Genomic DNA, 14,108 nt, shown 5'->3' with positions numbered 1-14,108 from the left:
GGACCCGGCCGCCACGAGATCCTGAAAACGAGTCCGTGCCGCAAGAACCAAAGCCGGACAGTTGGGGGGAATCCCCTATCGAACACCCTCTGAGGAGTGTGGCCGTGGTGCTGTGGAACAGGTGGATTCTTCGGCTGGGTCCAATGGGTGCGGTGTGGACGACCTGGTGGTGGCGTACGCGGGTGATGCCGCCGAGTGGGATCGTCTTCGGTTGGCGGATGGCTGGCTGCGTCGCTGGGTCGGTACGTGGTTGGTCTGCGATACGGAGGTTTCGTGGCCGTTGGGGGAGCGGCCATGGCCAGGCCTCGGCTCTGCCAGTCGTTGCGGACCACGTACGGGATCTAGAGACCACGAGCAGCCCATGGCAGGCTCAGGCCGCATGATCGATGAATTCGCGAAGAACAACCTTCACGGGAGACTGCGGCGAGACCGCGAGGCGCTGCTCTGGAAGCTTGACGGCTTGTCCGAATACGACGCCCGCCAGCCTCTGACGGCGACCGGGACCAACCTCCTCGGCCTGGTCAAACACGTGGCCAGCGTCGAGGCCAGGTACTTCGGTGAGGTCTTCGACCGCCCTTCCCCGGAACCGCTGCCCCGGTGGCAGGACTCCGACGGCAGCGATCTGTGGGCGGCCGAGGACGAGACTCGCGCTCAGATCATCGGGTTCTACCAGCGCACGTGGGAACACTCGGACGCGACGATCAACGAGCTTCCCCTCGACGCCCCCGGCCACGTGCCGTGGTGGCCGGAGCCTTATGCCGACACGAACCTGTTCGCCGTCATGGTCCATGTCCTCGGCGAGTCCAACCGGCATGCAGGGCACGCCGATATCCTGCGCGAGGGCCTCGACGGCCGGACCGGGATGCGCCCCGAACACGAGAGGCAGATCGACGAGGAAGCCCGTGCAGCCTACTGCGCGAAGATCGAGCAGGCCGCCAGGTCGGCCGCATCAATCAAGGCTTAGTGACCCGTCGCCTACGGTCACCACCGTCGGACGGCACCTCGCAAAGTAGCCTTCGGAACGGCTCGCAAACTACAAGTCGAAACCCCAGGTCGCAGACGGCGGACTCGCAGACTATCCGTTGAAGTCACAGACGGGCCGGTGAGTTCCGCCCCGTAAGGCCGGTGAGTTTCGCCCCGCCAAACTCCCCACCGCAGTTCAGGACTGGTACGACGCCGGTCCCGCCACGTGCGGTGCCACGTCGGCGGCGCGGCCGGCGGCGACGGCCTGGTCGAGGTGGTGGGCGAGTTCGGGCAGATGCCCGACGGGGTCGCCGGCGGTGATGGTGCGGGGCATCGCGAGGGCGATCGCGCCCACCGCCGCCAAGGCGAGGCCCTCGCCGCCAGCGAGGCCGGGCTCGTCGAGCAGCACCATGCCGCTGAGCACGAAGGCGGTGTCGACGGGCACGCCGCCATGGTCGTCGTCCTCGGGGTCCAAGTCCCGGCCGCAGGCGAGCACCGCGGCCGCGAACTCAGCCAGGTACCGGCTACCGGTACGGGCGGCCAGCTCGGACACCCACACCGCCGCCCGCGACGCCGCGGCCGCCGCGATCCCCATCGCGGACGCCAACCGCGCCCGGTACTCGGCCTGCGCCCGATCGGCCTCGGCATCCTCGGCCAGATCATGCTGCGCCCGGGCAGCGCGGGCGGCCTCGAAGGCAGCCCGCTCCGCGGCGAAGACCGACACCGCGCCACCACCGCCACCGCCACCGTGTTCGTCGCGGTGGTGCCGGCCGCCGGGCAGGGGAATCACGTTCGTCATGACCGGTGAACCCGGCCGCCGCCGTTCGGGTTACGGCACGGAGCGCATCGTCCGGTCCGACGTCCCGGCCAGGATCGGCGCCCGGGGTGACAGACTGTCAGCCATGAGTGATCACATCGGCCGTCCGCCCCGGCGCCCGCTGGCCCAACCGTTCTCGCACACGAGCGGCGCCGCCGACGAACCGGCCGCCGAGCGGCTGCTCCCGGCCGAGCGTCTCGGCTCGCCGTTCTCCGTCCCCGCCGTGCCGGCCGCGCGCCCCGCGACCGGCGGGCGGCGCCCGTTGGGGAAGGGCGGCCTCTCCTACACCGCCGACGCGGTCGGCGACTGACACCCCACCGGGCCCGGCCGCACCGTGCGCAACGCGCAAGCGGCCGGGCGCGCGGCGGGAGAGGTCCGCGCGTTGTCCGTGGGCCGGTTACGCTCCTCGATCATGGAGACGGAAAACGACGCGCGAGGAATCAAGGCCAGCATTGGAATCGACGCGCGTCGAATTGATGTGGAGTCCGGGACGCCCCACTGCCCGGAGTGCGGCACTGAACTGCGTACCGCCGGACCGGGCCGCCGCCCCGTCTACTGCGGCCGGGCCTGCTCCTCGAAGGCCTACCGGCGCCGGCGGGCGGCCCACCAGCAGGACGCCGTCGCCAACGCCCTTGTTACCTCGCGCGTCGAATTGAGCGCCACCGCAGAACCCAGCGGCGACGCCGGCCAGCACGAACTGCTGGAACTCGCCGCCGCCGTGCAGCGCAGCACCGCCCGCTTCCTGGAGAACCTGGAACGAGCCCGCCGCGGCGAGGGCGACGACCCCCGCTGCAACCAGGCCCTCGCCCTGCTGGAGACCAGCCTCACCGGCGCCACACAGCGCATCCTGCGCAAGGCCCACGTGCTGCGCTACGAGATGACCGCCGACCGGCTCCGCACCGAGCAGGACCACGCCGAGGCGCCCGCTCCCGAGCCGGCCGCCGCCCCGCTTGATTCCTCGCGCATCGAAACCGGCGACCCGGTCGTCAACGTCGATCCCACCCCGTCGCCGACCACCACCGCACCCAGAACCGACACCACCAAGGACTCCGCCGCCTCGCAGAACCCGGCCACCGTCCCCCAGCAACTGCGCCTGGCTCTTGCCGCCGAGCCCACCGCCCACTCACCGCTCGCCCGAGGCCTGGGCGCCCCGACCGACTCCTGGAGCATCGACGGGAGCGACCTGGTGGTGGAGGGCTGGGGCACTCCAGACCTGTTCGCCGTCCGCGACCCGAACCGCCGACTACTGGGCTGGGTCGAGGCGCTCGGCGACGGCTGGGGCACCTACATCAAAGGCTGCCTGATCATCGACGCCACCGGCGGCGACACCTGGCTCTCCACGGACGCGCCCCACGCCGTCGCCCTGCTCCGCGCCGCCCGGAACCAGCAGCTGACCTGACCCCACACCACCGGCAGCTCCGCACGTCCGGCGAAGCCACCGTCGAGCAGGCCGCCCTGCTCGCCCGCGACGCCCTGGCGGCGGGCCTGGTCGACGCCGACGCCGCTCCGGTGCTCGGCTGACCTGGGCTGCATCTTGTCGGACACCTTGTCAGGCGCCTTGTAGAGCGCCTACCCGGGCGTTTTGTGAGCACCTGATGATTCTCCCCGGCTCGGTATCGCAGCAGGTCAGAGCCCGTGCGGAGCAGGCCGGAAATGCCGACAACCCCTTCTTCTCCTTGGTCTTGTCGCGTCCGGCGGAGCCGTCCGCGGCCTGCGGGGCCGGCCGACGGCCCGGCGACCAGCCGCGCCGGGTGCCACGTAGACACCACCGCAGGTACCCCGGACCTTCCCGCGTCGATCCGGCGTTTCCGCAGCTCAGAGCCGGTTTTTGGAGGGCCGGAAATTCAAACAACCCCTCTGTCTGTCCCTCTGCCCTGGTTGCTGGTGGTGTGGTGTGTGCGGTTTGGGTGACGGTCCGGACGGCGGGGCTTCTGCCCTTGTCGGACGACGTGGGTTTGTCTGTGGTCAGCGACAGGTTGTGTCAGTAGTCGGCGTCATGGGATGTGTCAGTGGCGGGGCGGGGTGGGGTGTCTGGTAGCTGGGTGGGGTTGAGGCTGTAGAGGACGTCGTCGGTGAGGGCGAGGGTGAGGCCGCCGGGTTGGGTGACGTATCCGGCGTTGATGAGGCCGTGGAGTGCGTGGTCCTGGAGTGGGTTGGTGTGGTCGGTGTCCGCGGTGTGCCAGATGGCAAGGAGGGTTTCGGCTTCGGTGGGGGTGAGGGGGTCGCGTTGGTAGCGGCCGGGTTGGTGGGTGTCGTCGTCGTGGGGTGCGATGAGTTCGGTCTGCTGGCTGGTGATGAGGAGGTCGAGGCGGGGTGAGGTGCTGAGGTAGCCGCCCGGTTCGCCGCGTAGGGCGACGGCGCCGCCGATAGCGGGGTGTGCGAGGGCATGGGCTGCGGCGTTGTCGACCCGTTTGACGGGCCAGGTAAGAGCGTGGGCGAGCTCTTCGGGGAGCATGGGCCGGTCGGCCAGGGCGAGGGCGTTGACGAGGCGTAGGGCGTCGTGGGCGATACCGGGGGGCTTCTTGACCGGTGGCTTTTTTCCGGGCGGGTGGGCGCGGGGGAGCGCGTAGAGGTCGTCGGTCTCGCGCAGGATGTCGGCGGGGTGGAGGTCGAGGCGGCGCGCGATCTCGTGCAGGACTCGTACGGGCAGGTCGGGGAGTTCGTCGAGGTCGATCTGGTGTTCGTGGACGCCGAGGAGGTCGGCGAGCTGCCACACGGTCATCCCGGCGGCGTGCAGGCGTTCTTGGAGTGCGTCGGCACGTCGCACCGAGAGGCTCTTGTACCGGTGGCGTTTGGGGCCGCGGCGTTGCGGCGGTGTCACTGGCGCTCCGTGGTGGGCGGGTCGAGGTGGTGGACGCTCAGGCCCCGCTGGGCCAGCCAGTCGCCGTTTCCCTGGCCGAGTTGGTCGCCGTGCCGGCAGTGGGAGCGGTGGAGCCAGGAGATGTCGAGGTGGAGCCGGTGGCAGGTGCGGATGATCGCTTCGCGTAGGCGCGGGACGGGGCTGAGGACGCCGGGTTCGTGGGGGTGGATGAAGTAGGGGTCACGGGGGCGGGGCGCCCTGGGTACGGCGGTAGAAGTGGTGGGCGGCGAGGAAGGCGCGGGCGTGTGCGGGCATGACCACGGGATCCGGGGTGCGCAGGGGGTCGCTCTCGCCGGGACCGGTGAATTCCTCACGGTCGCGCTGCTTGCTCCAGTGCGGGCGGAGGTACTCGTGTTCCTCGGCGGGCAGGTGCGGCAGATGGAAGAGGGATCCGTCGGGTGCGATGTCGTGGCACCGGATCATGTCGAAGCCGGTCGGGCCGGTACCGAAGTACAGGGCCAGGGCGGTGGCGGCGCCGGATTCGGTGTCGGCCGACGTCCGCAGGGCGTGGGCGGTGTGCTCGGTGAATCGGGTCACCAGCCGGGTGGCCGGGTCCGGTCCCAGAGTGGAGGGCTGCCAGCGCAGCAGAGCGCCACGGGCGAACAGGGCGGCCTGGATCGCGCGTAGGCGGATCAGCGCGTCCTCGGGTGTGGGGGCCGGCCCCAGGCGTTGGTCACGCAGATAGGTGGTGAGGGTGTGGGCGGTGGTGTCGGCCAAGCGGGAGGCGGCGTGCATCTCGCTCCGGTAGAGGTCGGTGACGCGCCGTAGGACGGCTGTGGGCAAGGTACGGCGGCAGGTGGCGAGGAAGAGGGGGAAGTCCGCCATCGGCAGGCGCGGCCATGCCTGTGCGGGCCGAGGGAGAGCGGTTTGCGGCGTGTCCGGCTGCTCGCCGGCTGGCAGCGGCAGGCACCGGTAGAAGGCGGCGGGGTCGAGCAGTTCCGTGCGGGCCTCGAGCGGGGACTGGCGCAGGAGGGCGATCAGGGCGGCGGTGGGCTGGGGACCGGACCAGATAAGCCACAGGGCGGCTCCGGTCGTACCGGCGAGCTCCAGCAACGGTTCGACCGTGCGGGTGGCGAGCCGGTGGACCCGGTCGACGACGATGTCGGTGACGCCGGCGGCGGTGCTGAAGGCGGCGCAGGTGCGGAAGGCGTCGGCGATGGTGGAGGTCTTGTCGAGGACGACTTCGGGGCTCTTGCCGAGGGCGGCGAGGATGTCGCGGGCGAGGTCGCGCGCGCCGCCGCCCGGCGAAGGCCGTACCACCAGGCGGCGCCCTCCGGTGAGAGCGTCCAGACGCCGGGTGAGGGCGACGTCGTCGTCCGGGTTGAGGACCAGCGCGGCCCGCCGGCCCGGGCCGTCAGACACAGACCCCGCCGCCCAGCAGCGCGTAGGCGCTGGTGGTGATCTCCTCGTCCAGGACGGGCCGGCCGGCCGCCGCGCACAGCCCGGCCGCGGTGTGGGTGAACACCGCCCAGTCCCGCATGGTGCCGTGCCCGTAGGCGTTGTCGATCTCGAAGAGCAGATGGTCGTCAACACCTGAGTAGATCGGGTGGTAGCGGCGCATCAACACGGGGATCTCGGCCTGGGCGAGCGCCTCGAAACGCAGCCGGCGAAAGATCCGAGAACGGAGCATCGGCTCACGGGAGAGCACCTCCCAGCAGCCGTCGCCGCCGACGTACAACAACGCGAAGCGGGTGCGCCGATCGTCGTGCAGGTGCCGCAGCAACTCGATGCAGTCCCCGGTCAGGCGTTGGGCCTCGTCCACGACGATCAGGCGCATCGGCGAGGCCAGCAGACCGACCAGCTTGGTCGTCAGGTCGAACCGGTTGCGGCTGGAAGGGCTCTCGGCACCGGTGAGCTCCTGCAACAGCTGGTCGGCGATCAGACGCATCGTCGGACGGGAAGGGAACTGCAGCGACACCACCGCCGGACGCTCCCCGGACGGGCGCCGCTCCAGCGCCTCCAGCGCCGCTTCCACCGCGAAGGTCTTGCCCGTGCCAGCGGGGCCGTGGACGACACCGGTGGCGGCGTTCGCCACCAGGTCGTCGAGGACCTTGGCCGCCAGCTGGAAGTAGCCGGTGGGCAAGGTGACCGAATCCTGAAGATCGACGAACTGACGGGGCATCACAGCTCCGGAAGAAGATCGGTGACAGGGACAATGCCGAGCAGGTCACTGCGGGCCCGAGCCTTCAGCAACGCCTCGCCGGCGTGCTGGACGGACTGCGCCGCCTCACCGGGCCGCACGAGCCGGGACGGCTCCGCCGCCCCCTGAGTCGCGGTCATCGGCGCCAACTCACGCCTCGCCCGGCGCGCCGCCCGCCGCCGCTCACGGCCGAGCCGCTCAGCCTCGGACCGGGCATGCTCACGAAACGCCTCCCGCTGCTCCGGTGTGAGCTGTGCGGACGGGTGAGCGGTGCACAGGTACTCGCCGCGCCGGTACACCTCGATCCACCGCTCGTCGTGCGGCATGTACCGCACCTCGAGAACCTCGCCTCCTCGCCCGTACAGCTCGGGTGCCAGGTAGGCGTGGCCGTTGAACCGGATGCCGTCCTTGCCGACCTTGCGCTCCACGCCGGCCAGCAGCAGGTATCGCAGCCGCGCCGGGTCGATCCGCCGCAGCGGCGCCTCGTCCTCCGACCACGCCTGGACCGGGGTCCGCCCACCGAGCGCCCTGTGCGGGCGCTCGGTGTTGTACCAGCGGGCCCAGGACGAGAACCGTCGTACGAGTTCCTCGATGCGCATCGGCCCGCCGGTCTGCTCAGCCGCCTTCTTCGCCTTGGCCGAGTCGTCGACGGGCCCGTAGAGGCGCCCGCTCGCATCCCGAGGACCACCGGTGAAGCCAGGCAACTGGGAGAGCAGGGTCTGCTCGATCGTCAGGTTCAGCCGCTCGACCTTGCCCTTGCGGTGCGGGGTGTAGGGCGGTAGCCGGTGCACCACGACGGCCAACGCGCCCAACGCCGCCTCGACGGCGTCGGCGGCGAACTCCAGACCACGATCGACACGCACCCGCTCGGGCACCGACCCGAACGGCGAGACCTCCGGCTCGTAGGCCATGGCCATCCGCATCGCGGTCAACACCGTGCCCGCGCTCGGATGCACCGACAACGCCCACCCGAGCAACCCCCGGCAGCCGTCGTCCACCACCGTGGTCAACCACGGCGACAAAGCACCGCCCCTCGGCGGCAGCACCAACAGCGGCAACTGCTTGTGGTCCATCTCCCACACCCGCCCGCGCGGTGCATCGGTCCGGCGAAGGTACACCTGGGCCGCGCGTTCGCCGCTCTCGCCGACCCGCCAGGCCGCCCGTTCCGCCGGGGTGAGCGCCGCGGCGAACGCACGCTGCAGGGTGCGAAGAGCCACCGGCCGGGCACCGCGCCAGCCCTCAGCCAGGAAGTCCGGCACATTGGCACCGGCTGTTTGACCGACACCGTCGACCACCGCCCGCCGAGCACGCGCAAGTGCTGCTACGTTGCCGCGGAAGAACGCGAACGCCTCCCGATCGATGTCGGTCAGGCGATACGACGAACGGGCTTGCTGCATTGTTCGCGGCGGGGTGGAGAGCCACCGCCACACGGTGCGCTCGGACACCCCCATGGAAGCGGCGACCACGCGCACGTGGCTGGAACTCAGCGCGCCGTCGTCGCGCAGCTGCCGAAGTCGCGCCACGACCGCCGCCTGCACCTGCGGTCCAGTCCTTGCCATAGCAACAGGGTCGCTTGCGTACTATCGCCCTGGCCCGAGCCCTGAAGTGCTGGACACCCGTAGGAGTGCAGTCTGGACGAAGTGCCTGCCGACCACCGCCAGCTCTGGTACTGACACCTCGGTGTCGCCAGCCGCTGTCAATCGCGTGTCGTCCCACCTGCGGTGGGCTTTCTCTTTCTGCGTCCGGCTGATGCCGTCCGTGCGGATTGGGGGAGAGCGGCGCGCGGCGCGGGCCCTTTCGGGCCGGGTGGTGGGATGGGGTGGAAAAGGGGCTGGCGGCTGTCGGAGCGGCGGGATATCCCTCGGAGCATCAGATCCACCGCCGACCCCGGGAGAAGCCCGTGAGCACCCCGCAGCGCCCCGCCCAGCCCGACGACAGCGCGCACGACATCGACGGCCAGGAGCACGCCGTCGAACCGGCCGAGCCGCACGCACTGGCCGAGCCGGACGCACTGGCCGACCCGGCCGACGTGGTCGGGCCGGACCGGCTGGGCTGGCGGCCTCCGCCGGGCCGCACCGCCTACCGGCGCGGCAGGCTCTGGCCCAACGGCTCCACCGCCCCGCTGCGCTCCGACATCCTCGGCGCGCTCGGCGTCCTCAAGGTCGCCACCGCCGACCAGCTCCAGCGCCTGCTGCGCCCCGGCGCGGCGTCGAACACGGTGATCCGCCAAGGCCTGCGCGATCTCGCGCTGCACGCCCTGGTCGCCTCCGACGGCAACACGAAGGCCGGGCACAAGACCTGGCGGCTGGAGGGCACGGCCGGGCTGGAGGCGGCCGGGCAGGTGCTCGGCCTGTTCCGCTCCGAGATGGGCTCCACCGCCCGGGGCGCCGGGCGCACGGGTGCGCAGCACGCGATGGCGGTCAACGAGACGATCGCCGCGTTCGTCCTGGGCGGCACCGACAAGGACGCTCCGGGCGGGGTCGGCACGCTGGCGGACTGGGCCACCGAGGTCGAGTACGTGCTCCCGGGCGGCCGGCGCAAGGTCCGCCCCGACGCGGTCTGGCAGGCCCCGGAGATCGGGGTGCCGGTGCTGATGGTCGAGGTCGACCGCTCGACCATGTCGACCGAGCGGCTGGCCGCCAAGTTCTTCGCCTACCGCGAGCTGTTCCGCACCAAGGTGAAGAGCAACGACCCGGCCCTGGCCGACGAGGAACTGGAGGACCGGATGGTGCACTGGTGGCGCCGGGACTGGCCCGCCCACACCCGCCCCGGCTACCCGCCCGTCGCCCTGGTCGTCACCGACGCCTCCCCCACCGTCCTGGCCAACCGCCAGGAGAAGGTCGCCGACCTCTCGGTCGAGGCATGGGGCGGCCGGTGGCGCACCGTGCACCACGACGACAACGACGGGGACGGCTGGCGCAACTACGACGACTCCGTACCCGTCGTCACCACCACCCTTCAACTGCTGACCGAGCACGGCCCGCTCGGCCCCATCTGGTGGCGCTACGGTCGCGCCGGACGGCACTCCCTCACCGACGCACTCGACAACCCGAACAACAAGGACGCCTACCAGCAGCGCCAGAAAGCCCGGGAGAAGAAGGCCCGCCAGGAGCACGCCGAGTGGATGCGCACCCTCGCCTGCGCCGACTGCGGCAAGATCCCGAAGGAGGAGACCGCCTACGAGTACGGCCTCGGCGGCAACTGGACCCGCCGCCCCGGAGGCCGCTGCTACCCCTGCCACAGGAAGCACAAGGAGGACCAGGCCGCCGCCGCACTCCAGCAACTGGAGACGGCCCGCGCGGCCAACGCCGCGCTGCGCCCGTGCTGGACCTGCCGGGAGTCGATCGGCGGGAAGGAGGACTCCCCGCTGGAGCTGACGGAGGAGGCCGGCCCCAACCGGCTGGAGTGCCCACACTGCGAGCAGACCCGCAAGGACAAGAAGCGGGGCCCGCTGGTGCTGCCGCTGCCGACCATGCGGGAGACGCTGGCCGCCCGGGTCGCCACCCCGGCCGACCAGTGGTGGGACCTCCGGGTGCAGCACGCCACCCTCTACCCTGCGAGGGACCGCCGCTGAGCGGCCCTGCCGGCCCCTGTCGCGGGGGCTGTCGCGCCCCCTGTCGCGTCGGGCGCTGTCGCGCCCTGTGACCTGCACAGATACCCGCCAACCCCCGTGTGAGACCCGGACGCGACAAGGCCCGGAGCGACAGGACAACCGCCTGCCGCCCCGGGCCCGCCCCGCTGACCGCCCTACTCCCAGCGCATCCCGAGCTCGGTCAGCCGGGCGGCCCGCTCGGCCGGGATGGTGGCGCGTCGTAGGCGGCTGTTGGCGATGAACAGGCCCAGGCTCACCTCGACCACGGTCCCGTCGTCCAGCACCAGCCGTTCGGGGTGCTTACGGGGGACGTTCAAGTGGCCCTCCCGCTCCCGGTACTGCGCCGCCGCCAGCAGGTTGCGGCGTTCCTTCTCAGCGTGCGGCACCTTCACCGGCGGCAACTCGGCGGCGGCCAGCGGCTCCAACCCCAGCACGTGCTCGACGAGCCACTGCTGAGCCGGACCGAGCTTCGCCCAACCGACCCGCTGCGCCCGCGCCCACCCGGTCAGGTCCTCACCCTGGACCACGACCGTCCCCGGGTCACCCGCGAGCGTGCCGCCGGCCTTCACGTGCCGCCAGGCGAGGGCGAAGCATCGCTGCCACTCCACCGACCAGGCCGGGCACCACCCCGGGTCGATCTCGTCCAGCGCGGCCTTCCGCTCCGCCGACAGGGCCCCGGTCCAGTCGAGTCCGGTCTCCCCGGCCTCCGCCCGCTTCTCCAGCGCCTCGGTCCGCCGCTGCGCAGTGCGCAGGTTCTTCATGATGACCCCGACCGGACGGCCCTCCCAGACGGCTTCGTTCGGGGGGCAGGCGTGGCCGTGTTCGGCGGCGTATCCGGCGACCGTGGTGAGGTTGTCGGTGAAGGCCGAGTCGAACGCAGACCAGATCATGCCGAGGTCGTCCAGCTCCGCGACGCGCTCGGCGTCGAGGACGCCGGCTGCCTTGTAGCGGCGCTGGTCGGCCACCCAGCCGCCGAGCCGGTGTCCGGACGGCGCGGTGTAGGCGTAGGCGACCTTCACGTCGCCGAACGCCTTCTTGTAGGCGAGCAGCTCCTGAAGGCCGCGCCGGAACTCCTCCCGCTCCGGCTCCAGCACCCGGGTCCGCACGAACGCCGCGATCAGCGCGGGGTCGAGCTGGGTGGAGAACTGGAGCAGCTGCTCCCCGGCCGGGCCGGAGCGGCGCTCGTCGGGGTCTCCGGCGTGCCTCGGTTCGCGGGCCGGCCGGGTCTCGGACTGGGGCAGGGCCAGGCGCTCTACGGCCGCCGCGTCGTGGCTGCGGAGCGCCATCAACAGCTTGGCCAGCCCGTCGAACGCCCGCGACGACAGCAGCTCCGCGCCGGTCTCCCCGGGCCCCAGGATGACCGGCACCACGATGGTGGCGATCTTGCCGCTGCCGGGCTTCATCCGCAGCGCCCGGCCGACGGCCTGGACCAGGTCGACCATGGAGCCGCGTACGTCGGCGAAGAAGACGCTGTCGCAGTCGAAGGTGTCGACGCCTTCGGACAAGACCTTGACCGAGGCGAGGATGTAGCGGAGCAGCCGGAGGCCGTCGTCGGCGACGAGGGAGGAGAAGTCCGCGAGGGTCTGGCGCCGCTCCCGGGCGGTGTGTTCGGACTCCAGCCAGCTGGTCCCGATCAGCTCCGGGTTCGGGTGCAGCGCGGAGTCCTGCTCGCACAGCACCTTGGCCACGTCGCGGAGGCCTGTGCTGAGCGCCCGGGCCTCCGCCACGAAGTGGTGGAACGACAGGACCCGGGCGAGGTCCCATTCGGCGGCGGCGGTCAGTACGGCCGTCTGCAGCGCCGCCAGGCGGGCGCCCCGGTACTCGACCGACCGCTCGTCCGCGCCGCGCTGCACCAGCCCCTGGAGCACCGGGTCGGCCACGTCCACACACACGATGCGGTACGGCGCGATCACGCCGTCAGACACTGCCTGCCCGAGCGCATAGCTGTGCGCGATGGGGCCGAAGGCGCCCATGCTCTCGTCATCCATGCTCGCGATCAGCTCGGCCGTCTCGATGCCGGCCGACGCCGCCCGCTCCCGGTCCCGCTCCTTCACCGCCCACACGCGGGCCGTCGCCGTCATGAACAACCGGCGGTCACACGGGATCCTGGCGTTGTCCAGAATCGCGGCCCACGGCTTCCCCGCAGCGCCGGAGACCCGGTGCGCCTCGTCCACGATGGCGAGCGAAAACGGCCTCAAGCCCTGCTGGTGCGCCTTCTCCAGGTGCCCCAAGCCCAGGCTGGAGTAGGTGGCGAAGACTGTCACCCGGCCCGGCCCGTCCGTCCAGCGGATCAGCTCCGCCGCGTCCGTGGTGCACGGGATGCCGGGCTGCTCGGAGCCTTTGAGCGAGCACAGCCCGACCATCCGGCCGCCGTACCCCTCGCCCTTCCACACCGCCACCGTCTGCTCCAGCAGCGGCAGCGACGGTACCAGCACCAGCGTCCACTCCGAGTGGAGCCGCTCGGCCACGTGCACGGCCGTCAGCGACTTGCCCGAGCCTGTCGCCGCCCGCACCTGACAGCGGAGCCCCTCCGGCGGCAGCAGACCCGACGCCGGAGGCGTCAGAAGTCGTACGGAAGCGTCACACGCCTCTTCCTGATTAGCACGGAGCTTTTTCGGCATGGCAGACAATTCCTTTCCAGGGAATCAGACGACAGTGGGAGTGGGGAATTCAAGAGCGCTGGTAAAGCTATTCAGCGGGGGTATTTCTCCGCGTCCACCGCCACGGCGGGCACCTGAACCAGGCCCTCGCCCGCGCTCTCCACGTGCTCCGCCAGCACCTGCTCCATCCCGACCCCCAGCCCGGCCGCCAGCTCCAGCAACCGCTGCTCGGCCTCAGCCGACAACCCGACCCGCAGGTGCCGCCGACCCAACCTCATCTGCCGCGCCCGCCGAGCCCGCTGCTGCTCCTCACCCTGTGCCGCACGCCGCTCCTGGTGCTCCGTCAGCCAGAGCTGCGCCTGCTCGTCCTGGTCGACGTCGTACGCCGTCAGGTGCCGGGCTCGGATCAGATCCACGATCCGCGCCCACTCCTCGGTTTCCTCGGTGGCCACCGAGGCGGAGTCCTCCACCCGGCCGGCCTTCCGCTCCCACCAGCGAGCGTGCTCCGCCTTCTCGACCAGGTACTCCAGCGATTTCCCCTGCGCCTCACGTCGGACAGCAGGCCGAGCATAATAGACGGAATTGGCACCCATCGAATTCCCCTTCGCGGTGGAGGCCCGATCCAGCGAGCCAGGAGGCCCACCAAAGGCGGCCGTGCAGCACAGAGTCTAGCGTCATGCCAAGTTTGATGCACACGGTTCGGGCGAAGCCCGCCCCACGCCACCCCAACGAGCGACCCCGCCACGTGACACCCCCTCGCCCCCACCCCAACCCGCCCACCGCCCCCGGCCCGCATCCTCCATCAAGCCCACGCACCACCAGGCCGGCCTCCCGAACTCCGCACCACCCGGGCCGAAGGCCCCACCCGCCCACGCGCCGTCAACTCCACGGGCAAACCCCTGAGTTGGCCCCCACATGACCCCTGCGCCGTCACGGCACCCGCCACCCCAGCCGGGGCGCAGCCCCGGCAGGCCCGGCAAAGCCGGGCGCTGTGGCGGCGCAGCCGCCACCCAGCACCGGGCGAAGCCCGGTGCCCCCGGCCGAAGGCCGGGCAGTACCGGCGGCGAAGCCGCCGCGCAGCGCCGAAGGCGCAAGCAACCCGGGCCGAAGGCCCGTGGTTACCCGGCGTAGCCGGG

The 14,108-nt window shown here is 71.6% G+C and carries 11 protein-coding genes; 4 read left to right on the top strand and 7 right to left on the bottom strand.

Annotated features, from left to right (window positions below):
* Positions 1-379: 379 nt before the first annotated feature.
* The gene (locus ACIP37_RS37300; RefSeq protein WP_400812515.1) at positions 380-964 is read left to right on the top strand and encodes a DinB family protein; all 585 of its coding nucleotides are present in this window, start codon (positions 380-382) and stop codon (positions 962-964) included.
* 195 nt (positions 965-1,159) lie between these two features.
* Here the strand turns inward: ACIP37_RS37300 and ACIP37_RS37295 are convergent, their stop codons facing one another.
* Entirely contained in the window at positions 1,160-1,762 is a 603-nt protein-coding gene (locus ACIP37_RS37295) for a hypothetical protein (protein ID WP_400812517.1), read from the bottom strand.
* A 103-nt stretch (positions 1,763-1,865) separates the two neighbouring features.
* On the opposite strand from ACIP37_RS37295, the gene ACIP37_RS37290 reads away from it, so the two are divergent.
* Positions 1,866-2,090, top strand: a complete 225-nt coding sequence (locus ACIP37_RS37290) for a hypothetical protein (protein ID WP_400812519.1) — start codon at positions 1,866-1,868, stop codon at positions 2,088-2,090.
* Positions 2,091-2,192: 102 nt separating this feature from the next.
* Positions 2,193-3,179 (top strand): hypothetical protein, encoded by a 987-nt coding sequence (locus ACIP37_RS37285; protein ID WP_400812520.1) that lies wholly within the window; start codon positions 2,193-2,195, stop codon positions 3,177-3,179.
* A gap of 582 nt (positions 3,180-3,761) precedes the next feature.
* On the opposite strand, the gene ACIP37_RS37280 is transcribed toward ACIP37_RS37285, so the two are convergent.
* The 4 genes from ACIP37_RS37280 to ACIP37_RS37265 form a co-directional block, all read right to left on the bottom strand.
* Positions 3,762-4,547, bottom strand: coding sequence for a helix-turn-helix domain-containing protein (locus ACIP37_RS37280; RefSeq protein ID WP_400812521.1), 786 nt, complete (start codon positions 4,545-4,547; stop codon positions 3,762-3,764).
* Positions 4,548-4,820: 273 nt separating this feature from the next.
* On the bottom strand, positions 4,821-6,002 hold the full coding sequence (locus ACIP37_RS37275; protein WP_400812522.1) for a hypothetical protein: 1,182 nt from the start codon (positions 6,000-6,002) through the stop codon (positions 4,821-4,823).
* Positions 5,995-6,762: an AAA family ATPase gene (locus ACIP37_RS37270; protein ID WP_400812523.1), complete on the bottom strand. Its 768-nt coding sequence runs from the start codon at positions 6,760-6,762 to the stop codon at positions 5,995-5,997. The genes ACIP37_RS37275 and ACIP37_RS37270 overlap by 8 nt, the downstream gene beginning before the upstream one ends.
* Positions 6,762-8,318, bottom strand: coding sequence for a Mu transposase C-terminal domain-containing protein (locus ACIP37_RS37265; protein ID WP_400812524.1), 1,557 nt, complete (start codon positions 8,316-8,318; stop codon positions 6,762-6,764). The genes ACIP37_RS37270 and ACIP37_RS37265 overlap by 1 nt, the downstream gene beginning before the upstream one ends.
* A 362-nt stretch (positions 8,319-8,680) precedes the next feature.
* On the opposite strand from ACIP37_RS37265, the gene ACIP37_RS37260 reads away from it, so the two are divergent.
* Complete coding sequence (locus ACIP37_RS37260; protein ID WP_400812525.1) at positions 8,681-10,354, top strand: replication-relaxation family protein; 1,674 nt, start codon at positions 8,681-8,683, stop codon at positions 10,352-10,354.
* A 173-nt stretch (positions 10,355-10,527) separates the two neighbouring features.
* On the opposite strand, the gene ACIP37_RS37255 is transcribed toward ACIP37_RS37260, so the two are convergent.
* Positions 10,528-12,993 (bottom strand): Helicase associated domain protein, encoded by a 2,466-nt coding sequence (locus tag ACIP37_RS37255; RefSeq protein ID WP_400812526.1) that lies wholly within the window; start codon positions 12,991-12,993, stop codon positions 10,528-10,530.
* A 71-nt stretch (positions 12,994-13,064) separates the two neighbouring features.
* A complete protein-coding gene (locus tag ACIP37_RS37250) occupies positions 13,065-13,565 on the bottom strand; it encodes a hypothetical protein (protein WP_400812527.1) in 501 nt (166 codons plus the stop codon).
* Positions 13,566-14,108: the final 543 nt, after the last annotated feature.

The sequence above is a fragment of the Kitasatospora sp. NPDC088861 genome (genome assembly GCF_044750105.1).
GTDB lineage: Bacteria > Actinomycetota > Actinomycetes > Streptomycetales > Streptomycetaceae > Kitasatospora.
Note: the sequence above shows the minus strand (reverse complement) of the source record. Positions and strands in the feature narration are given on the sequence as shown.

Excerpts from the sequence above, each read along its gene's own strand:
- ACIP37_RS37270 (WP_400812523.1), bottom strand. The coding sequence starts at position 6,762 with ATGCCCCGTCAGTTCGTCGATCTTCAGGATTCGGTCACCTTGCCCACC.
- ACIP37_RS37290 (WP_400812519.1), top strand. The coding sequence starts at position 1,866 with ATGAGTGATCACATCGGCCGTCCGCCCCGGCGCCCGCTGGCCCAACCG.
- ACIP37_RS37295 (WP_400812517.1), bottom strand. The coding sequence starts at position 1,762 with ATGACGAACGTGATTCCCCTGCCCGGCGGCCGGCACCACCGCGACGAA.
- ACIP37_RS37250 (WP_400812527.1), bottom strand. The coding sequence starts at position 13,565 with ATGGGTGCCAATTCCGTCTATTATGCTCGGCCTGCTGTCCGACGTGAG.
- ACIP37_RS37255 (WP_400812526.1), bottom strand. The coding sequence starts at position 12,993 with ATGCCGAAAAAGCTCCGTGCTAATCAGGAAGAGGCGTGTGACGCTTCC.
- ACIP37_RS37285 (WP_400812520.1), top strand. The coding sequence starts at position 2,193 with ATGGAGACGGAAAACGACGCGCGAGGAATCAAGGCCAGCATTGGAATC.
- ACIP37_RS37300 (WP_400812515.1), top strand. The coding sequence starts at position 380 with ATGATCGATGAATTCGCGAAGAACAACCTTCACGGGAGACTGCGGCGA.